At 59.9% G+C, this 19,917-nt stretch carries 17 protein-coding genes, 4 tRNA genes and 3 rRNA genes; 15 read left to right on the forward strand and 9 right to left on the reverse strand.

Annotation, left to right across the window (positions count from 1 at the left end; translation table 11 throughout):
* Positions 1-59 precede the first annotated feature (59 nt).
* Entirely contained in the window at positions 60-692 is a 633-nt protein-coding gene (locus tag E0E29_RS14835; protein WP_130850505.1) for a DUF1643 domain-containing protein, read from the forward strand.
* 66 nt (positions 693-758) lie between these two features.
* Here E0E29_RS14835 and rrf read toward each other — a convergent pair.
* The 8 genes from rrf to E0E29_RS18310 all read right to left on the reverse strand — a co-directional run bounded on the left by rrf (position 759) and on the right by E0E29_RS18310 (position 6,581).
* Positions 759-874, reverse strand: a 5S ribosomal RNA gene (gene rrf, locus E0E29_RS14840).
* Between the two features lie 50 nt (positions 875-924).
* Positions 925-999 (reverse strand) — tRNA-Glu (locus E0E29_RS14845).
* Positions 1,000-1,002: 3 nt separating this feature from the next.
* Positions 1,003-1,078, reverse strand: a tRNA-Lys gene (locus E0E29_RS14850).
* 135 nt (positions 1,079-1,213) lie between these two features.
* Positions 1,214-4,055 (reverse strand): 23S ribosomal RNA (locus E0E29_RS14855).
* Between the two features lie 266 nt (positions 4,056-4,321).
* Positions 4,322-4,397 (reverse strand) — tRNA-Ala (locus tag E0E29_RS14860).
* Between the two features lie 13 nt (positions 4,398-4,410).
* A tRNA-Ile gene (locus tag E0E29_RS14865) sits at positions 4,411-4,487 on the reverse strand.
* 129 nt (positions 4,488-4,616) lie between these two features.
* Positions 4,617-6,148: ribosomal RNA gene (locus tag E0E29_RS14870) — 16S ribosomal RNA — on the reverse strand.
* The 16S, 23S and 5S rRNA genes sit together here with 4 tRNA genes alongside, the layout of an rRNA operon.
* A gap of 265 nt (positions 6,149-6,413) precedes the next feature.
* Positions 6,414-6,581: a YtxH domain-containing protein gene (locus E0E29_RS18310; RefSeq protein ID WP_165449922.1), complete on the reverse strand. Its 168-nt coding sequence runs from the start codon at positions 6,579-6,581 to the stop codon at positions 6,414-6,416.
* Positions 6,582-6,786: 205 nt separating this feature from the next.
* On the opposite strand from E0E29_RS18310, the gene E0E29_RS14875 reads away from it, so the two are divergent.
* The 11 genes from E0E29_RS14875 to E0E29_RS14925 all read left to right on the forward strand — a co-directional run bounded on the left by E0E29_RS14875 (position 6,787) and on the right by E0E29_RS14925 (position 16,897).
* Positions 6,787-8,064 (forward strand): dihydroorotase, encoded by a 1,278-nt coding sequence (locus tag E0E29_RS14875; RefSeq protein WP_130850506.1) that lies wholly within the window; start codon positions 6,787-6,789, stop codon positions 8,062-8,064.
* Between the two features lie 14 nt (positions 8,065-8,078).
* Entirely contained in the window at positions 8,079-9,002 is a 924-nt protein-coding gene (gene pyrF, locus E0E29_RS14880) for an orotidine-5'-phosphate decarboxylase (protein ID WP_130850507.1), read from the forward strand.
* 46 nt (positions 9,003-9,048) lie between these two features.
* Positions 9,049-9,525: a hypothetical protein gene (locus tag E0E29_RS14885; protein ID WP_130850508.1), complete on the forward strand. Its 477-nt coding sequence runs from the start codon at positions 9,049-9,051 to the stop codon at positions 9,523-9,525.
* A 9-nt stretch (positions 9,526-9,534) separates the two neighbouring features.
* Positions 9,535-9,924 (forward strand): hypothetical protein, encoded by a 390-nt coding sequence (locus E0E29_RS14890; protein WP_130850509.1) that lies wholly within the window; start codon positions 9,535-9,537, stop codon positions 9,922-9,924.
* A 9-nt stretch (positions 9,925-9,933) separates the two neighbouring features.
* Entirely contained in the window at positions 9,934-10,353 is a 420-nt protein-coding gene (locus tag E0E29_RS14895) for a hypothetical protein (RefSeq protein ID WP_130850510.1), read from the forward strand.
* A gap of 2 nt (positions 10,354-10,355) precedes the next feature.
* On the forward strand, positions 10,356-10,556 hold the full coding sequence (locus E0E29_RS14900) for a hypothetical protein (protein WP_130850511.1): 201 nt from the start codon (positions 10,356-10,358) through the stop codon (positions 10,554-10,556).
* Between the two features lie 12 nt (positions 10,557-10,568).
* The gene (locus E0E29_RS14905) at positions 10,569-11,378 is read left to right on the forward strand and encodes a dihydroorotate dehydrogenase electron transfer subunit (protein ID WP_130850512.1); all 810 of its coding nucleotides are present in this window, start codon (positions 10,569-10,571) and stop codon (positions 11,376-11,378) included.
* Positions 11,371-12,282, forward strand: coding sequence for a dihydroorotate dehydrogenase (locus tag E0E29_RS14910; protein WP_130850513.1), 912 nt, complete (start codon positions 11,371-11,373; stop codon positions 12,280-12,282). Before E0E29_RS14905 ends, E0E29_RS14910 begins: the two co-directional genes overlap by 8 nt.
* A 43-nt stretch (positions 12,283-12,325) precedes the next feature.
* Complete coding sequence (locus E0E29_RS14915; protein ID WP_130850514.1) at positions 12,326-13,480, forward strand: bifunctional histidine phosphatase family protein/GNAT family N-acetyltransferase; 1,155 nt, start codon at positions 12,326-12,328, stop codon at positions 13,478-13,480.
* 192 nt (positions 13,481-13,672) lie between these two features.
* Positions 13,673-15,670: a YgiQ family radical SAM protein gene (locus E0E29_RS14920; protein WP_130850515.1), complete on the forward strand. Its 1,998-nt coding sequence runs from the start codon at positions 13,673-13,675 to the stop codon at positions 15,668-15,670.
* A 75-nt stretch (positions 15,671-15,745) separates the two neighbouring features.
* A complete protein-coding gene (locus E0E29_RS14925) occupies positions 15,746-16,897 on the forward strand; it encodes a YcxB family protein (RefSeq protein WP_130850516.1) in 1,152 nt (383 codons plus the stop codon).
* Positions 16,898-16,970: 73 nt separating this feature from the next.
* Here the strand turns inward: E0E29_RS14925 and E0E29_RS14930 are convergent, their stop codons facing one another.
* Positions 16,971-17,360: a hypothetical protein gene (locus E0E29_RS14930; RefSeq protein ID WP_130850517.1), complete on the reverse strand. Its 390-nt coding sequence runs from the start codon at positions 17,358-17,360 to the stop codon at positions 16,971-16,973.
* 453 nt (positions 17,361-17,813) lie between these two features.
* Between E0E29_RS14930 and E0E29_RS14940 the strand changes: the two genes are divergently transcribed.
* The 3 genes from E0E29_RS14940 to E0E29_RS14950 all read left to right on the forward strand — a co-directional run bounded on the left by E0E29_RS14940 (position 17,814) and on the right by E0E29_RS14950 (position 19,907).
* Entirely contained in the window at positions 17,814-18,185 is a 372-nt protein-coding gene (locus E0E29_RS14940; RefSeq protein WP_130850518.1) for a desulfoferrodoxin family protein, read from the forward strand.
* A gap of 66 nt (positions 18,186-18,251) precedes the next feature.
* Complete coding sequence (rbr, locus tag E0E29_RS14945; RefSeq protein WP_130850519.1) at positions 18,252-18,785, forward strand: rubrerythrin; 534 nt, start codon at positions 18,252-18,254, stop codon at positions 18,783-18,785.
* A 144-nt stretch (positions 18,786-18,929) separates the two neighbouring features.
* Positions 18,930-19,907: an MBL fold metallo-hydrolase gene (locus E0E29_RS14950; RefSeq protein ID WP_130850520.1), complete on the forward strand. Its 978-nt coding sequence runs from the start codon at positions 18,930-18,932 to the stop codon at positions 19,905-19,907.
* Positions 19,908-19,917 lie beyond the last annotated feature (10 nt).

The raw sequence follows: 19,917 nt of genomic DNA on the forward strand, positions 1-19,917 counted from the left end.
GTCTGTATCCTTGTCTTAGACCGCATAGCGGCCCCATCCCACCGTCAGGAGGCATCACCATGCACATTCCCGCTTGCGATACCACATCTCAGCTCACAGTTCTCTCCTTTGCCGACGCCCTGGAGCAGGCCCTCCAGCCCTCCCCGGACTACAACGTAGAGCAGTGGCTTTATGTCCCCAACACCTATGCCGAATACCGGTATATCCTGGGGACCCGCGGGGAAAAGCCCCTCATCTGCGTTGGGGTGAATCCCTCCACCGCCGCCCCCAACGACCTGGACAACACCCTCAAGTCAGTGGAGCGCATCGCCTTGGGCAACGGCTATGACAGCTTCATCATGTTCAACGTGTATGCCCAGCGGGCCACCCGCCCCGACGACATGGAGCGTACCCTCAATCTCCAGCTTCACGCTGAAAATATGGCGGCTTTCCGCTACGCGCTGGAGCAGACCAGAAGCGGTCGCCCAGCCATCTGGGCCGCCTGGGGCAATATCATCGAAAAACGTCCCTATTTGCCCGGCTGCGTGCGAGACATGATTTCCGTGGGCACCGAATTCGGCGCCCAGTGGTTCTCTGCCGGAAAGCGCTCCGCCAAGGGGCATCCCCACCATCCTCTCTATCTGCGCAAGGATAGCCCACTGGATCCCTTTGATGTAGAGGACTACGTTTCCCATGTGGTGAGGCATTCGTGAGGCAGCTCCGTTGCCTCATGTTTTTAAACATGCAAAAAACGGACTTCCTAAGAAGTCCGTTCTTTGTGTCGGCACTACCTATCTTCCCGGTCCGTCTCCAGACAAGTATTTTCGGCGCAGGTGAGCTTAACTGCCGTGTTCGGAATGGGAACGGGTGGACCCTCACCGCAATCAGCACCGACTGCTATTTTAACTGCTCTCACACAGCTAAAATCGATATAAAGTTCATTTTTGGTGACCCGTGCGGGAATCGAACCCACGTTTGCGGCGTGAGAGGCCGCCGTCTTAGCCGCTTGACCAACGGGCCATGTGGTGCGCCTTCACGGATTCGAACCGGGGACCCACTGATTAAGAGTCAGTTGCTCTACCAACTGAGCTAAAGGCGCATACTTTCTTTCGAGAAAGAAAGTATGCAAAGAAAGCTTTCACAAACTTTGCTTTCTCAAAAGTCAGGTTGTCTGCACCCTCAAAACTGAACAATGCGAGGTAAAGTAGAGGACAAGCGCCTGCACAATCATGTTAAGGTCAAGCCCTCGGCAGATTAGTATCGGTCAGCTGCACACGTTACCGTGCTTCCACCTCCGACCTATCAACGTCATAGTCTACGACGTGCCTTACCTCATAAAGAGTGAGAGATCTAATCTTAGGGGGAGTTTCACGCTTAGATGCCTTCAGCGTTTATCTCGTCCGAACGTAGCTACCCAGCTATGCCCTTGGCAGGACAACTGGTGCACCAGAGGTTCGTCCATCCCGGTCCTCTCGTACTAAGGACAGCTCCCTTCAAATCTCTTACGCCCGCAACAGATAGGGACCGAACTGTCTCACGACGTTCTGAACCCAGCTCGCGTGCCGCTTTAATTGGCGAACAGCCAAACCCTTGGGACCGAATTCAGCCCCAGGATGCGACGAGCCGACATCGAGGTGCCAAACCTCCCCGTCGCTGTGGACGCTTGGGGGAGATCAGCCTGTTATCCCCAGGGTAGCTTTTATCCGTTGAGCGACGGCATTTCCACGCACATACCGCCGGATCACTAACTCCAACTTTCGTTACTGCTCGACCCGTCAGTCTCGCAGTTAGGCCCGTTTATGCGTTTACACTCAATGCACGGTTTCCGTCCGTGCTGAACGAACCTTTGAGCGCCTCCGTTACCTTTTTGGAGGCGACCGCCCCAGTCAAACTGCCCACCTAACAGTGTCCCCCGACCGGATTCACGGCCGCAGGTTAGAAAACCAGCAAATCAAGGGTGGTATCCCAAGGGCGACTCCATACGAGCTGACGCCCGTACTTCCAAGTCTCCCACCTATCCTGTACATGATTTACCGATTTCCAGTATTAAGCTACAGTAAAGCTCCATGGGGTCTTTCCGTCTAGTTGCGGGTAACTGGCTTCTTCACCAGTACAACAATTTCGCCGGGTGGGCTGTTGAGACAGCGCCCAAATCGTTACGCCATTCGTGCGGGTCAGAACTTACCTGACAAGGAATTTCGCTACCTTAGGACCGTTATAGTTACGGCCGCCGTTTACTGGGGCTTCAATTCAGACCTTCGCTTGCGCTAAGCCCTCCTCTTAACCTTCCAGCACCGGGCAGGCGTCAGCCCATATACGTCATCTTTCGATTTAGCATAGACCTGTGTTTTTGGTAAACAGTCGCTTGGGCCTATTCTCTGCGGCCTGCTCGCGCAGGCTCCCCTTATCCCGAAGTTACGGGGTCATTTTGCCGAGTTCCTTAACAACCCTTCTCCCGTTGGCCTTAGGATTCTCTCCTCATCTACCTGTGTCGGTTTGCGGTACGGGCACCTTAGTATACCACATGCCTTTTCTCGCCTCTGGACATCGAAGACTTCCCTACTAAATTTCGGTCCCTTACGCCCGGGTCAACCAACGCCCGGGATCCTCTATTCCAAAGTGTCAGCATGCTTAAAGTTCGGTGGCTACGGAATTTCTACCGTATGTGCATCGACTACGCCTTGCGGCCTCGCCTTAGCTCCCGGCTTACCTTGGGCGGACGAACCTTCCCCAAGAAACCTTAGATTTTCGGCCATCATGATTCCCACATGATTCTCGCTACTCATTCCGGCATTCTCACTCGAATACAGTCCACCGCTCCTTCCGATGCGACTTCACCCCGTATTCGACGCTCCCCTACCCCGCACATTGCTGTGCAGCCCAAGCTTCGGTTGTATGCTTAGCCCCGTTATATTTTCCGCGCAGAGTCACTCGACCAGTGAGCTATTACGCACTCTTTTAATGAGTGGCTGCTTCTAAGCCAACATCCTGGTTGTTTTCGCAACTCCACATCGTTTTCCACTTAGCATACATTAGGGACCTTAGCTGTGGGTCTGGGCTGTTTCCCTTTTGACCACGAAACTTATCTCACGTAGTCTGACTGCTGGTCATCAATTATCCGGCATTCAGAGTTTGATAGGGTTCAGTAACCTTATCGGCCCCTAGCCCATTCAGTGCTTTACCTCCGGTAATCTAAACCAACGCTAGCCCTAAAGCTATTTCGGGGAGAACCAGCTATCTCCGGGTTCGATTGGAATTTCACCGCTATCCACAAGTCATCGCCGGTCATTGCAACGAACGTGCGTTCGGTCCTCCATGGAGTTTTACCTCCACTTCAACCTGCTCATGGATAGGTCACCCGGTTTCGGGTCTATTGCAACAAACTAAAGCGGGCTATTAACCCTCGGTTTCCCTTCGCCTCCGGTACTGAATACCTTAAGCTTGCTTGTTACAATAACTCGCCGGACCATTCTACAAAAGGTACCTCATCACCCGTTAACGGGCTTTGAGTGCTTGTAAGCACAAGGTTTCAGGTTCTATTTCACTCCCCTCCCGGGGTCCTTTTCACCTTTCCCTCACGGTACTGCTCCTCTATCGGTCATCAGGTAGTATTTAGGGTTGGAGGGTGGTCCCCCCAGCTTCCCACCGGGTTTCACGTGTCCGGCGGTACTCTGGATACTGACTAACAGAAATCGTTTTTCGCTTACGGGACTATCACCCGCTGTGGTCGGCCTTCCCATACCGTTCAGCTAAACTATCCTGCCGTTGTGTCAGTCCACAACCCCAGAGGATAAATCCTCTGGTTTGCCCTCTTCCGCGTTCGCTCGCCACTACTTGCGGAATCTCGGTTGATTTCTCTTCCTCGCCCTACTTAGATGTTTCAGTTCAGGCGGTTCCCCGCGTACGCCTATTTTATTCAACGCACGCTGACAGAGTATTGCTCTGCCGGGTTGCCCCATTCGGAAATCCACGGATCAAAGCGTATGTGCCGCTCCCCGTAGCTTATCGCAGCTTGTCACGTCCTTCGTCGGCTCCTGATGCCAAGGCATTCCCCTTGCGCTCTTTCTAGCTTGACCTTTCGCAGAACCTTTCTGGTTCCACGTTTTAGATCATGAATCATGCAGGCATCACAGAAGTTCAATTGGCTTCATTGTCGTTTTACCCTTCACTAGAACAGCTTTCGCCATTCTATCTTAAAGTTCCACAACATTTGCTTATTGCCCTCTGTTGCTTGCTCTCAATACTTTCTTCGCATTGTTCAGTTTTCAAGGTGCAGACCTCTGACCATCAAGGTCAGATCTCAATGCTCAACACTCGTTTAAGCATTGAGATCTGATTTTGTTGGTGGAGGTAATCGGACTCGAACCGGTGACCCCCTGCTTGCAAAGCAGGTGCTCTACCAACTGAGCTATACCCCCGTAAGGGTTTTAGTGGTGGGCCCAAGTGGACTCGAACCACCGACCTCACGATTATCAGTCGTGCGCTCTAGCCAGCTGAGCTATGGGCCCGCGCTAGGTACTCACCGTTTCAGCGGTGTGCGCCCTCTAAATTAAACAACGCGAAGTCCTCGCACGCTCCAGAAAAGCCCTGACCTTAGGACGTTACCAGCGACTCTTGGTCACCGGAAGTCTCCTTAGAAAGGAGGTGATCCAGCCGCACCTTCCGATACGGCTACCTTGTTACGACTTCACCCCAATTATCGAACCCACCTTCGGCCGCGCCCTCCTTGCGGTTAGGCTACGGACTTCGGGTGTTCCCGACTCTCATGGTGTGACGGGCGGTGTGTACAAGGCCCGGGAACGTATTCACCGCGGCATGCTGATCCGCGATTACTAGCGATTCCGACTTCATACAGGCGAGTTTCAGCCTGCAATCCGAACTGGGACGGCTTTTAGGGATTTGCTCCACCTCGCGGTATTGCTTCCCTCTGTTGACCGCCATTGTAGTACGTGTGTGGCCCAGGACATAAGGGGCATGATGATTTGACGTCGTCCCCACCTTCCTCCGTTTTGTCAACGGCAGTCTCGCTAGAGTGCTCTTGCGTAGCAACTAACAATAAGGGTTGCGCTCGTTGCGGGACTTAACCCAACATCTCACGACACGAGCTGACGACAACCATGCACCACCTGTCTCTACTTTCCCCGAAGGGCACCTAATGCATCTCTGCTTCGTTAGTAGGATGTCAAGTCCTGGTAAGGTTCTTCGCGTTGCTTCGAATTAAACCACATACTCCACCGCTTGTGCGGGCCCCCGTCAATTCCTTTGAGTTTCAACCTTGCGATCGTACTCCCCAGGTGGGATACTTATTGTGTTAACTGCGGCACGGAGGGGGTCAGACCCCCCACACCTAGTATCCATCGTTTACGGCGTGGACTACCAGGGTATCTAATCCTGTTTGCTCCCCACGCTTTCGCGCCTCAGCGTCAGTTAATGTCCAGCAGGCCGCCTTCGCCACTGGTGTTCCTCCGTATATCTACGCATTTCACCGCTACACACGGAATTCCGCCTGCCTCTCCATCACTCAAGAAAAACAGTTTCAAATGCAGGCTATGGGTTGAGCCCATAGTTTTCACATCTGACTTGCCTTCCCGCCTACACGCCCTTTACACCCAGTAAATCCGGATAACGCTTGCCACCTACGTATTACCGCGGCTGCTGGCACGTAGTTAGCCGTGGCTTATTCAAGAGGTACCGTCATTGTGTTCGTCCCTCTTAAAAGAAGTTTACAACCCGAGAGCCTTCTTCCTTCACGCGGCGTTGCTGGGTCAGGCTTGCGCCCATTGCCCAATATTCCCCACTGCTGCCTCCCGTAGGAGTCTGGGCCGTGTCTCAGTCCCAATGTGGCCGGCCAACCTCTCAGTCCGGCTACTGATCGTCGCCTTGGTGAGCCGTTACCTCACCAACTAGCTAATCAGACGCGAGTCCATCTCAGAGCGATAAATCTTTGGCATTCAGAGCCATGCAGCCCAAATGCATCATGCGGTATTAGCAGTCGTTTCCGACTGTTATTCCCCACTCCAAGGCAGGTTACTCACGCGTTACTCACCCGTCCGCCACTAAGTAACCCAATCAGTTGTCCGAAAACTCCGTCATGGGCACTCCGTTCGACTTGCATGTGTTAAGCACGCCGCCAGCGTTCATCCTGAGCCAGGATCAAACTCTCAATAAAATGGTATCTAAAGAACCGAGGTTCTTCAAATCATCTTATTGAAGCTATCCATAAGCTTCAAAGAAATCTTGTCAAGAGCCTTTCAAGTCACTCGACTAGAAAGGACATCTGTCCTTTTCTGGTGCTTCGTGTTTCGTTCTTCACGTTGTTTAATTTACAAGGTACACGCCGCTTTCACAGCATCGGGTGGTGCCGGCTCGTGGCGTGGCCGCAGGGGCGGGAAAAAGACGCTCCCCCCACCGTATGGAACGGTGGGGGGAGAGAGTTACATGCCCATATGCTGGGTCATGTTCTCGGCGGCGTCCTCCATGGCCCGGATGGCCTTCTTGGCGGTGGCCTTCATGGTCTTCTTCTGGGGGGCCATCAGCATCCCCAGGGCGGCGCCGGCGGCCATGCCGATACCGATGTTGCGCATCATGTGCTTGCTCTCCATGTTCGATTCCTCCTTCTGGACAAGGTCCGAGCTTATTGTGCCCAGGATTCACGAAAAATCCATTGCCAAACGAAGACACATCTTCTATAATTGAACCGTATCGGCGAAACGGACGGAACCGTCCCGCCGCCGGAAGAACATTCCCAGGGGAGCGGGCTGTCCGGTCCCTCTCTTGTTGTGTCCAATGTGGGAAAGGAGCAATGACGTGAAGCTTCTCATCCAAAAAGGCCGTCTGGTGGACCCCGTGGGGGGGATCGGCGGCATCATGGACATCCTCATCGAGGATGGAAAACTGGCCGTGATCGGCAGCGACCTCCGGGATCAGGACGCCCAGGTCATCGATGCCCGGGGGCTCACCGTGTGTGCCGGTCTGGTAGACATGCACGTCCACCTGCGGGAGCCGGGGTTGGAATATAAGGAAGATATTTCTACCGGTACTGCCGCCGCCGCCCGGGGAGGCATTACCTCCGTGGCCTGCATGCCCAACACCAAGCCCGCCGTGGACAGTCCTGAACAGGTCCGCTACGTCCTCCGCAGGGCCGCCGAGTCCTGCGGGGTGCGGGTTTGGCCCATCGGCGCCGTCACCGTGGGGGAGAAGGGGGAGACCCTCACCGACGGCCAGGCCCTGAAGGAGGCGGGCGCTGTGGCGCTCTCTGACGACGGCATGCCCATCCAGAACGCCAACCTGATGCGGGACGCCCTCATCCGGGCTAAGCGCCTGGGACTTACCATCCTCTCCCATTGCGAGGACGCCGACATGGTCCGCAATTACGCCGTCAACGAGGGCAGAGTCTCCCGGGCTTTGAATCTCCCGGGCCGTCCCGCCATCGCCGAGGAGCTGATGGTCATGCGGGACGCCATGCTCTCCGAGGAGACGGGGGCTGCCGTCCACATCTGCCACATCTCCACCGCCGGGAGCGTGGACATCGTCCGGCAGTTTAAAAAGAAGGGGGTCCACATCACCTGTGAGACCTGCCCCCAGTACTTCACCCTCACCGAAGACGAGGTCCTCAACCAGGGCACCATGGCCCGGGTCAATCCTCCGCTGCGGACCAGGCAGGACGTGGAGGCCATCATCGCCGGACTCAAGGACGGCACCATCGACGCCATCGCCACCGACCACGCCCCCCACTCCGCCCAGGAGAAGGCTAAGCCGCTGGCCGAAGCGCCCAGCGGCATGGTGGGCCTGGAGACCTCTCTGGGAGCTACCCTCACCGCCCTCTACCACACCGGAGAGATGGACCTCTCCGACATCCTGAAGAAGATGACCTTCAATCCGGCCTGTATCCTGGGGATTCCCAAGGGCCGGCTGAGTCTGGGGGGCGAGGCCGACTTCACCATTTTCGACCCCAACGAGACCTGGACCGTGGACCCGGAGCAGTTTGCCTCCAAGGGGCGCAATACCCCCTTCGCCGGCCGGGAGCTGACGGGCAAAGTGAAATATACCATCGTAGGCGGTAAGATCGTCTATGAAGACAGATAAGGGAGGACATAGAGATGTCGTTTGATGTTTTGCAGGAGAAGATCATTGCCAAGAAGAACCCCACCGTGGCCGGCCTGGACCCCAAGCCGGAGCAGATCCCGCCCCACATCCTGAAGGCCGCCTACGCTGAGAAGGGCGAGACCCTGGCCGGCGCCGCCGAGGCGGTGTGGCAGTTCAACAAGGGCCTCATCGACGCCCTCAAGGACGTGGTCCCCGCCGTGAAGCCCCAGACGGCTTACTATGAGCGGCTGGGCTGGCAGGGTCTGGCCGTCATGGAAAAGACCATTGCCTACGCCAAGGAGCAGGGACTTTTCGTCATCGCCGACATCAAGCGCGGTGACATCGGTTCCACCGCCCAGGCCTATGCCGACGCCTGGCTGGGCGAGACCCAGGTGGGTGCCGCCGCCCTCACCGCCTTCGGCGCCGACTGCGTCACCCTCAACGGCTATATGGGCTCCGATACCGTGGGCCCCTTCGTGGACACCTGCAAGAAGTACAATAAGTGTCTCTTCCTCTTGGCCAAGACCTCCAATCCCGGCTCCGGCGAGCTCCAGAACCTGACCGCCGGGGACAAGCTGGTCTACCAGCTCCTGGGCGACATGGCCGAGAAGCTGGGCGAGGGCACCGTGGGCAAGTACGGCTACAGCCTGGCCGGTGCCGTCACCGGTGCCACCTGGCCCGAGGAGCTCAAGGAGCTGCGTGCCCGTCTGCCCCACACCTTCTTCCTGGTCCCCGGCTACGGTGCCCAGGGCGGCACCGCCGAGGACGTGCAGTACGCCTTTGACAAGGATGGCCACGGTGCCATCGTCAACGCCTCCCGGTCCATCATGTGCGCCTGGCAGAAGACCGGCAAGGACGGCGCCGACTTCCAGGAGGCCGCCCGTGCCGCCGCTGAGACCATGCGGGATGCCATCGGCCAGTACGTGACCATCCGGTAAGACCATGAAGTGCCCGTTCTGCGGAGAGGAAATGGTCCCGGGAGCCATGCAGACCAAGCGGGTTCGGATCATGGACTGGGAGTACCGGTGGCTGCCGCCGGCTGAGGAAGGGCCGGAACAGGTTGGGCGGGAATCCCTGCCCGAGCCGGCCCGGGCCCTTCTGGACAAGGTGGAGCGCCATTGGAAGGTATCCGGCTGGGACGAGGAAAAGGCGGTAGAGCTGCGCCCGGCCAAGGAGGGCGAGCAGGGGCTGGAGGGAGTGCTTCTCTCCGGGAACATCTGCTACGAGGGCGCCTGGTACTGTCCCAAGTGTGAAAAGGCCCTGTGGCTTCTGGAGCGGGCGCGGGAGGATTCGGAGTGGCCGGAGCCGGAGGAAGAGAGCCAAAAGGATGAGCCCCGGCCGCCGGAGACGGTGCCTTCCCCCAAAACGGAAGCGCCGTCCAGACGGCCCAAGCCCAGGGATGATCCCTGGGAGGAAAAGGGATTTTTGGGCCGGCGGAAAAAGCCGGACTGGGAGAAATAGGTGAACGATATGGGAGAAAAGAAGACCTGCCCCGCCTGCGGCGGAGCCATGGAGTACGAACGCCTGGTCCGCATGGAGGGCTGGCCTGACCCCAACAGCGACCATCTGCCGGCCTTTCCCATGGAGCTCCACATCTGCCCGAAATGTGGCAGGGGAGAGCTGTATCTGCCCCAGGAGGAGCTGGAGCGCCGGGAGACGGAGCGGCGGGAGGAGGAAGAGGACCGGGCCTGGCTCCTGGGTTTCCAGGAGCGGGTGAAGGCGGGAGAGATCAGCTCCCAGATCTTCGTTTGTCCCACCTGCGGCTATCCTCGCCGGGAGCGGAAATGCCCCATCTGCGGCAGCGTGGTAAACCTGGAGACCATGGAGGAGACCTGTCCCGGTGCCCCCGACCGAAAGTGAGGGAGCGGCATGGATACGGAAGGCACAGCAAAAAAATGCTCCGCCTGCGGTGGGGAGACCGTCTACCTCCGGGATGCGCACTTGAAAAACGAACTGCCCTTCAGCCCTGACTTTTTCGATGCGGCGCTCTACCGCTGCCCGACCTGCGGCCATTTTGACTTCTATGAGCGGGAAGAGGACCGGCTGCACCGGACCCAGATGGAAAAGCAGGCGGAGGAGAGCCGGAAGTTCTATGAAAAACTGCCCGACTACCGCTGCCCTGTCTGTGGGCAGGTGGGGAAAAGCGAGCGGTGCATCTACTGCGGCATGAGCTGCGTGCCTGTGAAAAGGCCTGAAGAGCCGCAAAGAGAAAAAGCCCCGGAGCCGGAAAAGAAGAAAAAGCGCCGCTGGTTCGGCGGGAATGACGACAAGCCGGATTGGGAGGGCTGACCGTGGAAGAGAAGCAGGAGACAACGGAAAAGCGCTGCCCCGCCTGCGGGGCGGTGCTGGAATATTTGAGCCCGGCCCTTTTGCCGGCCCGGCTCAACTATCTGTGCGCCCGGGCTGACCTGTACCTGTGCCCCCAGTGCGGGCGGTACGAGTTCTACCGGGACCCCCGCTGGATCGAGCGGGACAAGGAGAAAAAGAAGTAGGGAGGGTTCTGGATGCCTGTCCAGAAGATCTGTACCGTGGCGGAGGCCGTCCGCCTCAACGAATATGCCTATGCCCTCACCCTGGAGGTGGGGGAGGAGATGGCGGCCCAGACGTCCTGCGGCCAGTTTGTCCACATCAAGTGCGGAGAGGAGCGGCTGCTCCGCCGGCCCATCTCCATCTGTTCCTGGGACAAGACCACCCTGCGGGTGGTCTTCGAGGTCCGGGGAGAGGGGACCGAGTGGCTCTCCCGGAGGAAGGTGGGAGATGAGCTGGACGTGCTGGGCCCTCTGGGCCACGGCTTTGACAGCTCGGCCAAAAAAATCCTGGTGGTAGGGGGCGGCATCGGTGTGCCCCCCATGCTGGGTGTGGCCAAGGCCGCCGCTGCCGCCGGGGCGGAGGTCCACGCCGCCCTGGGCTTCCGGGACCAGGGCCACAGGATGCTCACCGATGAGTTTGCCGAGTGCTGCCGCTCCATGAGCGTCATCAGCGACGACGGCACCACCGGCCGGAAGGGCTTTGTGACAGAGCTGGTGGAGGAGTTCCTTCAGAATACGCCCTGCGTCTCGGTCGACTGCGCCTCCTGCTCCGGCAAGCCGGTGCCCCCTGTGGTGATGGCCTGCGGCCCCAAGGGAATGCTGAAGGCGGTGGCCAAGGCCTGTGCCGCCCATGGCGTGGAGTGCCTGGTGTCCCTGGAGGAGCGCATGGGCTGCGGCGTGGGAGCCTGTCTTGTCTGCGCCTGCGACATGGCCGACGGCAGCCGAAAGCACGTCTGCAAGGACGGCCCCGTCTTCAATGCCAAGGAGGTGGACTGGAATGACTGACCTGCGGGTGAATCTGGCCGGGGTGGAGCTCAAAAACCCCATCGTGGTCCCCTCCGGCACCTTCGGCTTCGGCCGGGAGTACGGCCAGTTCTTCGACCTGAGCGAGCTGGGTGCCATTTGCGTCAAGGGGCTCACCCCCCTGCGCCGGGAGGGCAATCCCGCCCCCCGGATCGCCGAGACCCCCATGGGCATCCTCAACTCCGTGGGGCTCCAGAACCCGGGCGTGGACGCCTTCATCGCCCACGAGCTGCCCGAGCTCCGTAAGCACGATGTGAAGATCATCGCCAACATCTCCGGCAACACCCCGGAGGAGTACGGCGGCATGTGTGAGAAGCTGTCGGCGGCGGGGGTGGACATGATCGAGGTCAACATCTCCTGCCCCAACGTGAAGGCGGGCGGCCTGGCCTACGGCACCAAGCCGGAGATGGCCGCCGAGGTCACCGAGATCGCCAAGAAAAGTTCCACCGTCCCCGTGATGGTGAAGCTCTCCCCCAACGTCACCGACATCACCGAAATCGCCAAAGCGGTGGAGGGCGCCGGGGCCGACGCCATCAGCCTCATCAATACCATCCGGGGCATGCGCATCGACGTGAACACCCGCCGCCCCATTTTGAAGATGAACACCGGCGGCCTCTCCGGCCCCGCCGTGCTGCCTGTGGCGGTGCGGATGGTATGGGAGGTGGCCGATGCCGTCAAGGTGCCCATCCTGGGCATGGGTGGCGTGAGCAAGGGCGCCGACGCCGCTGAGCTCATGCTGGTCGGCGCCACGGCGGTGGCGGTGGGCACCGCCTCCTTTGCCGACGCCTACGCCCCTGTCCGGGTCAGGGACGAGCTGGCCGCCTACGCGGAAAAGCAGGGCCTGGCCCGCATCAGCGAACTTACCGGGGCCGTGAAGCCCTGGTGAGCCCCGGGCGGCATTTGAGAACGAGAAAAGAAGGAGAACCCCAATGACGAAGATCTATCTGGTCCGGCACGCGGAGGCGGAGGGCAACCTCTACCGCCGCATCCACGGGCAGTATGACAGCCTGGTCACCGACAACGGCTACCGGCAGATCGCCGCGCTGGCCCATCGGTTCGAGGGCATCCATGTGGATGCGGTGTATTCCAGCGACCTCTTCCGCACCCGCACCACCGCCAAGGCCATCTATGAGCAAAAAGGCCTGACCCTTACCACCCGGAAGAGCCTCCGGGAGGTATCCATGGGTGTGTGGGAGGACCGGACCTGGGGCGAGGTGGCCCGCACCGACGCCCAGCAGCTTGCCTGGTTCAATACCACCGACAGGCGCTGGAAGGTGGAGGGGGGCGAGAGCTTTGAGGAGGTGCGGGAACGGGTTTCCGGCGCCATCCGTCAGATCGCCCACAACCACCCCAATGAAACCGTGACGGTGGTGTGCCACGGTACCGCCATCCGCAACGCACTTGCGGTCTTCCAGGGCCTGAGCGTGGAGGAGTCGGCAAAGCTGCCCCACAGCGACAACACCGCCGTCTCCCTGCTGGAGTTTGAGGGGGACGACGTTCGGATCGTCTTTCACGACGACGCCAGCCACCTGCCCGAGGAGATCTCCACCTTCGCCAAGCAGCGCTGGTGGAAGCAGGACACCGGCAGCATGGCCGACGCCAACATGTGGTTTAAGCCCCTGGACATGGAGAAGGAGAGCGACTTCTACCGGCAGTGCCGGGGAGAGGCCTGGCTCAACATCCACGGTTCCTGGGACAACTACGACGGGGACGCCTTTGCCCGGGACGCTCTGGAGCAGTGGCGCTATGACCATAACTCTGTCATCTGTGTCATGCTGGGCGATCAGGTGGCCGGCGTCCTCCAGTTGGACCTGCGCCGGGACGCCGACAAGGGGGTGGGCTACATCCCCTTCGTCTACATGATGCCCACTTTCCGTAAGCGGGGACTGGGCGTGCAGCTCATCGGTCAGGCGGTGTCGGTGTACCGCCCCCTGGGCCGGGACTACCTGCGCCTGCGCTGCGCCCCCGACAACCTGGTGGCCCAGCGGTTCTACCAGCGCTACGGTTTCCACAAGGTGTGCAAAGCCACCGGCACCCGTGTCCCGCTGGACATTATGGAGAAGTACATCGGCTTTGGCGAGTGAACTGGACCGCTGCTCTCTTAACGAAAGATCTCGGCCACCAGCTGACCGCCCAGGCGAAAGCCCAGGGCGAAGTCCGACCACTTCGGCGTCACCATTGACTATTTGGTGGGCCGGACTGACGAACCATAAACCAAAACGGCGGCGGCCCCTGGCCGCCGCCTTCCGATTCTTTGATATTAAGGGGTATACGCTATGAACACCCGATTTCTCCCCGTCTCCAAAGCGGACATGAAGGACCTGGGCTGGGAGGACTATGACTTCCTCATCATCACCGGCGATGCCTACGTGGACCACCCCTCCTTCGGCCCGGCTATCATCTCCCGGGTGCTGGAGGCGGAGGGCTACCGGGTGGCCGTGATGGCCCAGCCCAACTGGAGGGACCCCGCGGCCTTCACCGCCCTGGGCCGTCCCCGGCTGGGGGTGATGCTCTCGGCGGGCAACATCGACTCCATGGTGGCCCACTACACCGTGGCCAAGCGCCGCCGGACCGACGACGCCTATTCCCCGGGAAAACGGGCGGGCCTGCGCCCCGACCGGGCCACCATCGTCTACGCCAACCGCATCCGGGAGGTCTTTGGGGACATCCCCCTGGTCATCGGCGGCCTGGAGGCCTCCCTCCGCCGCTTCGCCCACTACGACTATTGGGAGAACAAGGTCCGGCGCGCCATCATTTTTGACGCCCAGGCTGACCTGCTGGTCTATGGCATGGGGGAGCGGGCCACCCGGGAGATTGCCGTCCGGCTGGCCTCCGGCACCCCCATCTCTGAGATCACCGACGTGAAGGGCACCTGCTTCGTGGGCAGAAACCCGGGGGAGTGCGCCTACCCCATGGTAGAGGTCCCCTCTTTCGAGGAGGTGCGGGACGACAAGCGGGCCTACGCGCAAGCCAACATGGTGGAGTACAACGAGCACGACCCCATCGTGGGCAAGGCCATCCTCCAGCGCCACGGGGATCGGCTCCTCATCTGCAATCCCCCCGCCATGCCCCTCACCACGGAGGAGCTGGACGCCGTCTTTGAGCTCCCCTACGTCCGGGAGCCCCACCCCATGTACGACGAGATGGGGGGCGTCCCCGCCATCGAGGAGGTCCGCTTCTCCGTCATCCACAACCGGGGCTGCTTCGGCGCCTGCAACTTCTGCTCCCTGGCCTTCCACCAGGGGCGGATCATCTCCTCCCGCAGCCACGAGAGCGTCATCCGGGAGGTCACCGAGCTCACCAAGCACCCCGGCTTCAAGGGCTATATCCACGACGTGGGCGGCCCAACCGCCAACTTCCGCCGCCCCGCCTGCAAAAAGCAGATGAAGGCGGGCCTCTGCAAGAACCGGGCCTGCCTGTCGCCCACCGCCTGTCCCAACCTGGACGCCGACCACACTGATTACCTGATGTTATTGCGGAAGCTGAGAGCACTGCCTGGAATCAAAAAGATCTTCATCCGCTCCGGGATTCGCTTCGATTATATGATGAAGGACCCTAGCGGGGAGTTCTTCGCCGAGCTGGTGAAGCACCACGTCTCCGGCCAGCTGAAGGTGGCCCCGGAGCACTGCGTCAACGGGGTGTTGGACGAGATGGGCAAGCCCCACATCGAGGTCTATGAAAAGTTCCGGCAGAAGTATGAGCGGCTCAACCAGAAGTACGGCAAGGAGCAGTACCTGGTGCCCTACCTCATGTCTTCCCACCCGGGCTGCACCCTTCAGGACGCCGTGAAGCTGGCCGAGTGGCTCAACAAGTCGGGTCGCCAGCCCGAGCAGGTCCAGGACTTCTATCCCACCCCGGGCACCCTCTCCACCTGCATGTACTACACCGGCCTGGACCCCCGGACCATGAAGCCGGTCTTCGTCCCCACCGACGCCCATCACAAGGCCATGCAACGGGCGCTGATGCAGTGGAAGCGGCCGGAAAAGCGGCCTCTGGTGAAGGAGGCTCTGCGGGAGGCCCACCGGGAGGATCTGATCGGCTACGGGAAGGAGTGTCTCCTCCGGCCCGACCGGCCCGCCTGGACCGGCAAGCCGGGCGCACCCGCCAAGGGCAAGACCCAGGGACGGAGCGGAAAGCCACCCAAGCGGGAGGACCAGAAGCTCAAGCAGAAGGGCAAGCGGGTAGAGCACAATGACCCGCAGCCCAAGCGGAAGGCCGGCTGGGCAAAGCCCAAGGCCAAGAAAAACGTCAGGCCGGGGAAGGGCAGAAAATAAAGAAAAACAAAGGGCGCGGAAAACTTTTCCGCGCCCTTCGCCGTCTAACGGGCATCTGAAATTGAGAGGTGACCTATGGAACTGCGGTATAACCTGACCCAGCAGGACTTTCAACGGGGGATTCTCCTCCATGAAAAACGGCTCAAAAAGCCACTGGATGTGATTCGGAAGGTAGAGTGGTTCTTTTTCCTGGCCTTGGCGCTGTTCGGCGCTGTGATGCTGGTCATGCTGACGGTCGTTTTGGCCGCCGGACGGTGGGAGGAGGACTTTGGCACCGTGCTCGGCCTGTCTGTCGTCACACTGGTGGGCTCACTGGCTTTCCTGTGGGTGCTCTCCGCACGGCGGAGAGCTTTCCACGGCGTTCGGCTGATGGCGGGGGAGGACGGCTTCTTCGGTCCCCGGACCCTGACACTGACCAAGGACGGAGTGGCTGAGACCTTCGGCGTGGGGCGCCGGGTGGAGTCCTATGACGCCATCTCTGAGGTGTGGGAGAAGAAGGGCTATGTCCTCCTCTATCTCAAAAGCGGCGTCTGGGAGGTGGTGCCTCCCTGCGCCTTTACCGGAGAAGGGGAGCGAGAGGCCTTCCTTTCCTGCCTCGCAGAGGCCCGGCAGGGCCGGTCGCCCCAGACTGCCAATGCCGAGACGTCGGCTCCTGCGGCGCCGGAGGAGGCCGTCTTTACCCTGCACTACGCCTGGACGCCGGAAACACTGATGCCCGCCCTCCTGCGGGCCAACCTGGCCTTCCTCCGCACCCGCCTCTTCTGGCGGCCTGCGGCGGTGCTGGTGGCCATCCTCTCTGTCCCCATGCTGGTGTCTGGCGTCCTGACTCTGATCGGTACCCTCACCGCCGTGCCGCCGGCACAGCTGAGTGAGATCATCAGCGCCATCGGTATCCTGGTCATCGGCCTGGCGCTCTGCTCCATCTGGCTGAACTTCGTGCCCGACTTCATGGCCTGGGCCATCCGCCGGCAGGCGAAGAAGGACGCCTTCCACAAGCTGCTGGAGGGGCCCATCACCGACACCATCGGTCCCGGCGGGGTGGACAGTCTCCGGTCGGGCGAGCGGGAGCGCACCCTGTGGAGCCAGATCGGCGGGGTGAAGTCGGAGGACTGGGGCTTGGTCCTCTTCCGGCGGGACAGGAAGATGCTGCTCTTCCCGGCCAGCGCCTTTGCCGACCGTGATGAACAGGAGCAAGCGGCGGAATATGCCCGCGGGCAGACCCGCTGAGGGTATAGAACCTCTTCAAAATGGAAAAAACAGCGTGGAACACAACTATCGTGTGTTCCACGCTGCTTTCCGTTTAGCGCTGGCCGGTCAGCGTGTCGCCGGCCTTCTCAATGGCCCGGCCAGTCCCTTCCGCGGCGCCTTTCACCGCGTCTCCGGCATTCCTTGCGGCGTCCTCCACAGTATCCTTGGCCTCGTTCGCCGCGTTCTTCGCATCTTCGATCATACTGTGCTCATCGCTGGTGAGGCCGTCCTCGTCCAGGTCCACCTGCCCATCTTCACCGGCGTGATAGTTGTCCGTCTCCATGGGCATGTCGCTGGTGGACGGCGTCTCACTGACCGATGGCGTCTCCGAGGGAATGACCGTCGTGTCGGGCGTGGGGGACACCTTGGGCTGGCTGGAGCAGCCCGCCGCGATCAGGAGCAGCGCCAGGGCGCAGATCAGCGCAAGATAGGGTCTTTTCATATCCTTGCCTCCGCATTGTTAAAGTAAGGTTCCCAACCGCTTTTAGTGTGTGCGGTAACGCACGGTCTAGCCCCGGAAAAATTTTTGAAAAATCAAAAAATAGGGCTTGCATTTCCATAAGGATTCTGCTATACTCTAATCAGTAAAAAGAATGATTACTGATTAGAGGGAAGTGAGTTATGACTGGAAAGCGTTACTCCAAGCAGCGGGAGCTTATTTATCAATGCCTGATGGAGACCCACGAGCACTCTGGAGGGCGTGGAATACGATGCGTCCCTGGATGAAAAGGTGGGTGTGCTCAGCGGACACCAGATAGACCGCCATGATCTGGTCTTCTCCGGTATCTGCACCCACTGTGCCACGCGGCATTAAGGCCCGCGTAATCATGTCCCGTTTGTCCGCGGAAGGCGGACCTAGTGATAGAAAAGAATGAATAAATTGGAGGTCAAATCTATGGAACTCAAGCTGTATCGTTGTGCTCACTGCGGCAATATTGTATTCAAGGTTGTGGATAAGGGCGTGCCCCTGATGTGCTGCGGCCAGAAGATGGAGGAGCTGGTGCCCAACACCACCGATGGCGCTCTGGAGAAGCATGTCCCCCAGGTCACCCGTGACGGCAACCACGTCACCGTCCAGGTGGGTTCCACCATCCACCCCATGCTGGAGGAGCACTACATTCAGTTCATCGCCGCCGTCAGCGGCAACAAGGTCACCTTCCAGATTACCAAGCCCGGTGAGGAGCCTGTGATGAAGACCGGTGGCGCCGAGCCTGTTACCGCTTACGAGTACTGCAACCTCCACGGCTACTGGAAGGGCCAGGAGTAATGAAAATTTGAGCCCATGAACGGCTCATTCCACCTTTGAATCTGATTTTTGAAAGGAGATTTTCTTATGGAACTGAAGGGCAGCAAGACGGAAGCCAATCTGTGGAAAGCCTTTGCCGGAGAGTCCATGGCCCGCAATAAGTATACCTACTTCGCCAGCAAGGCCCGCAAGGAGGGCTATGAGCAGATCGCCGCTATCTTCGAGGAGACCGCCGGCAACGAGAAGGAGCATGCCAAGCTGTGGTTCAAGGCGCTCAGCGGCATCGGCGACACCGCCGCCAACCTCCTGGCCGCCGCCGAGGGTGAGCACGAGGAGTGGACCGACATGTATAAGGAGATGTCCGAGACCGCTCGTGAGGAGGGTTTCCACGCTCTGGCCGATGCCTTCGCCGCTGTGGCTAAGATCGAGAAGAGCCACGAGGAGCGCTATGTGAAGCTGGCCGAGAACCTCTCCAACAGCGAGGTCTTCAAGCGTGCCCAGGTCAAGGTCTGGTACTGCCGCAACTGCGGCCACCTGGAGTACGGCACCGAGGCCCCCAAGGTCTGCCCCGTGTGTGCCCATCCTCAGGCTTACTTCGAGATCAAGGCCGAGAACTACTAAGCAAAACCCAACGCATCCTAATAAAGGCGCCCGCTCATCGGAGCGGGCGCCTTTCGTTGCCATTGGGAAAATGCGATTGTCAAGTTTCTCCGAATGTGATATGTTTATACGTATCAACATCACAATATAGTAGGAGGCGCCGCTATGCCAGAAGAGATCGCCGCCGGGATCTACCGAATCCCGGTGCCCCTGGTGGGCAATCCGCTCAAGGAACTCAACGCTTACCTCCTGAAGGGTGAGGATGGAAACCTGCTCATCGACACCGGTTTCCGTCAGCCGGCCTGCCGGGAGGCGCTCTTTGCCGGGCTGAGGGAGCTCGGTATCCGCCGTGGGGAGACAGAGGTCCTGCTTACCCACCTCCACTCCGACCACTCCGGTCTGGCGCCGGAGGCCGCCGGAGAGCAGACCATCTATATCAGTGAGGTGGACCGCCTCAGCCTGGATGACCGGGCGTACCGGGATCGGTACTGGAACACGATGGAGGAGCGCTTCCGGGAGGAGGGCTTCCCCCGTCACCTGATGGCCAATATGAATGAGACCAACCCGGCGCGGTCTATGGCGCCGCCCGCAGGGGGGCACTATCTGGGGCTTGCCGATGGTCAGATCCTGGAGAAGGGCGGATGCCGCATCCAGTGTCTGCTCATGCCCGGCCACACACCAGGACAGATGTGTTACTGGCTGCCGGAGCGGGGTATCCTCTTCACCGGGGATCATGTGCTTTTTGACATCACGCCCAATATCACGTTCTGGCCCGTTCTGCCGGATGCGCTGGGTTCGTACCTGGAGAGCCTGAAAAAGATCCGGGTCTTTGAGCCAGAGCTCACCCTGCCCGGTCACCGGAAGAGCGGAAACCTGAAGACCCGCGTCGACCAGCTCCTCTGCCACCATCAGCGGCGGCTGGAGGAGGCTCTGAACGTGGTGAAGGCCCACCCGGGACGGGGGGCCTATGAGCTGGCCGGCCACATGACCTGGAAGATCAGGGCCAGCTCCTGGGCGGACTTCCCGGTGGCGCAGAAGTGGTTCGCCGTGGGCGAGTGCATGTCCCACCTGGACCACCTGACTGCGCTGGGACAGATCCGGCGGGAGGCGGCGGACGGCAAAGCGGTCTACTATGCCATCTGATGTAAAAAAT

The organism is Intestinimonas timonensis, assembly GCF_900626145.1.
Classification (GTDB): domain Bacteria; phylum Bacillota; class Clostridia; order Oscillospirales; family Oscillospiraceae; genus Intestinimonas; species Intestinimonas aquisgranensis.

What these genes read in the sequence shown, in the direction of transcription:
- E0E29_RS14835 (WP_130850505.1), top strand. Translation starts at nt 60, where the DNA reads ATGCACATTCCCGCTTGCGATACCACATCTCAGCTCACAGTTCTCTCC.
- E0E29_RS18310 (WP_165449922.1), bottom strand. Translation starts at nt 6,581, where the DNA reads ATGGAGAGCAAGCACATGATGCGCAACATCGGTATCGGCATGGCCGCC.
- pyrF (WP_130850507.1), top strand. Translation starts at nt 8,079, where the DNA reads ATGTCGTTTGATGTTTTGCAGGAGAAGATCATTGCCAAGAAGAACCCC.
- E0E29_RS14885 (WP_130850508.1), top strand. Translation starts at nt 9,049, where the DNA reads ATGCAGACCAAGCGGGTTCGGATCATGGACTGGGAGTACCGGTGGCTG.
- E0E29_RS14890 (WP_130850509.1), top strand. Translation starts at nt 9,535, where the DNA reads ATGGGAGAAAAGAAGACCTGCCCCGCCTGCGGCGGAGCCATGGAGTAC.
- E0E29_RS14895 (WP_130850510.1), top strand. Translation starts at nt 9,934, where the DNA reads ATGGATACGGAAGGCACAGCAAAAAAATGCTCCGCCTGCGGTGGGGAG.
- E0E29_RS14905 (WP_130850512.1), top strand. Translation starts at nt 10,569, where the DNA reads ATGCCTGTCCAGAAGATCTGTACCGTGGCGGAGGCCGTCCGCCTCAAC.
- E0E29_RS14910 (WP_130850513.1), top strand. Translation starts at nt 11,371, where the DNA reads ATGACTGACCTGCGGGTGAATCTGGCCGGGGTGGAGCTCAAAAACCCC.
- E0E29_RS14915 (WP_130850514.1), top strand. Translation starts at nt 12,326, where the DNA reads ATGACGAAGATCTATCTGGTCCGGCACGCGGAGGCGGAGGGCAACCTC.
- E0E29_RS14920 (WP_130850515.1), top strand. Translation starts at nt 13,673, where the DNA reads ATGAACACCCGATTTCTCCCCGTCTCCAAAGCGGACATGAAGGACCTG.
- E0E29_RS14925 (WP_130850516.1), top strand. Translation starts at nt 15,746, where the DNA reads ATGGAACTGCGGTATAACCTGACCCAGCAGGACTTTCAACGGGGGATT.
- E0E29_RS14930 (WP_130850517.1), bottom strand. Translation starts at nt 17,360, where the DNA reads ATGAAAAGACCCTATCTTGCGCTGATCTGCGCCCTGGCGCTGCTCCTG.
- E0E29_RS14940 (WP_130850518.1), top strand. Translation starts at nt 17,814, where the DNA reads ATGGAACTCAAGCTGTATCGTTGTGCTCACTGCGGCAATATTGTATTC.
- rbr (WP_130850519.1), top strand. Translation starts at nt 18,252, where the DNA reads ATGGAACTGAAGGGCAGCAAGACGGAAGCCAATCTGTGGAAAGCCTTT.
- E0E29_RS14950 (WP_130850520.1), top strand. Translation starts at nt 18,930, where the DNA reads ATGCCAGAAGAGATCGCCGCCGGGATCTACCGAATCCCGGTGCCCCTG.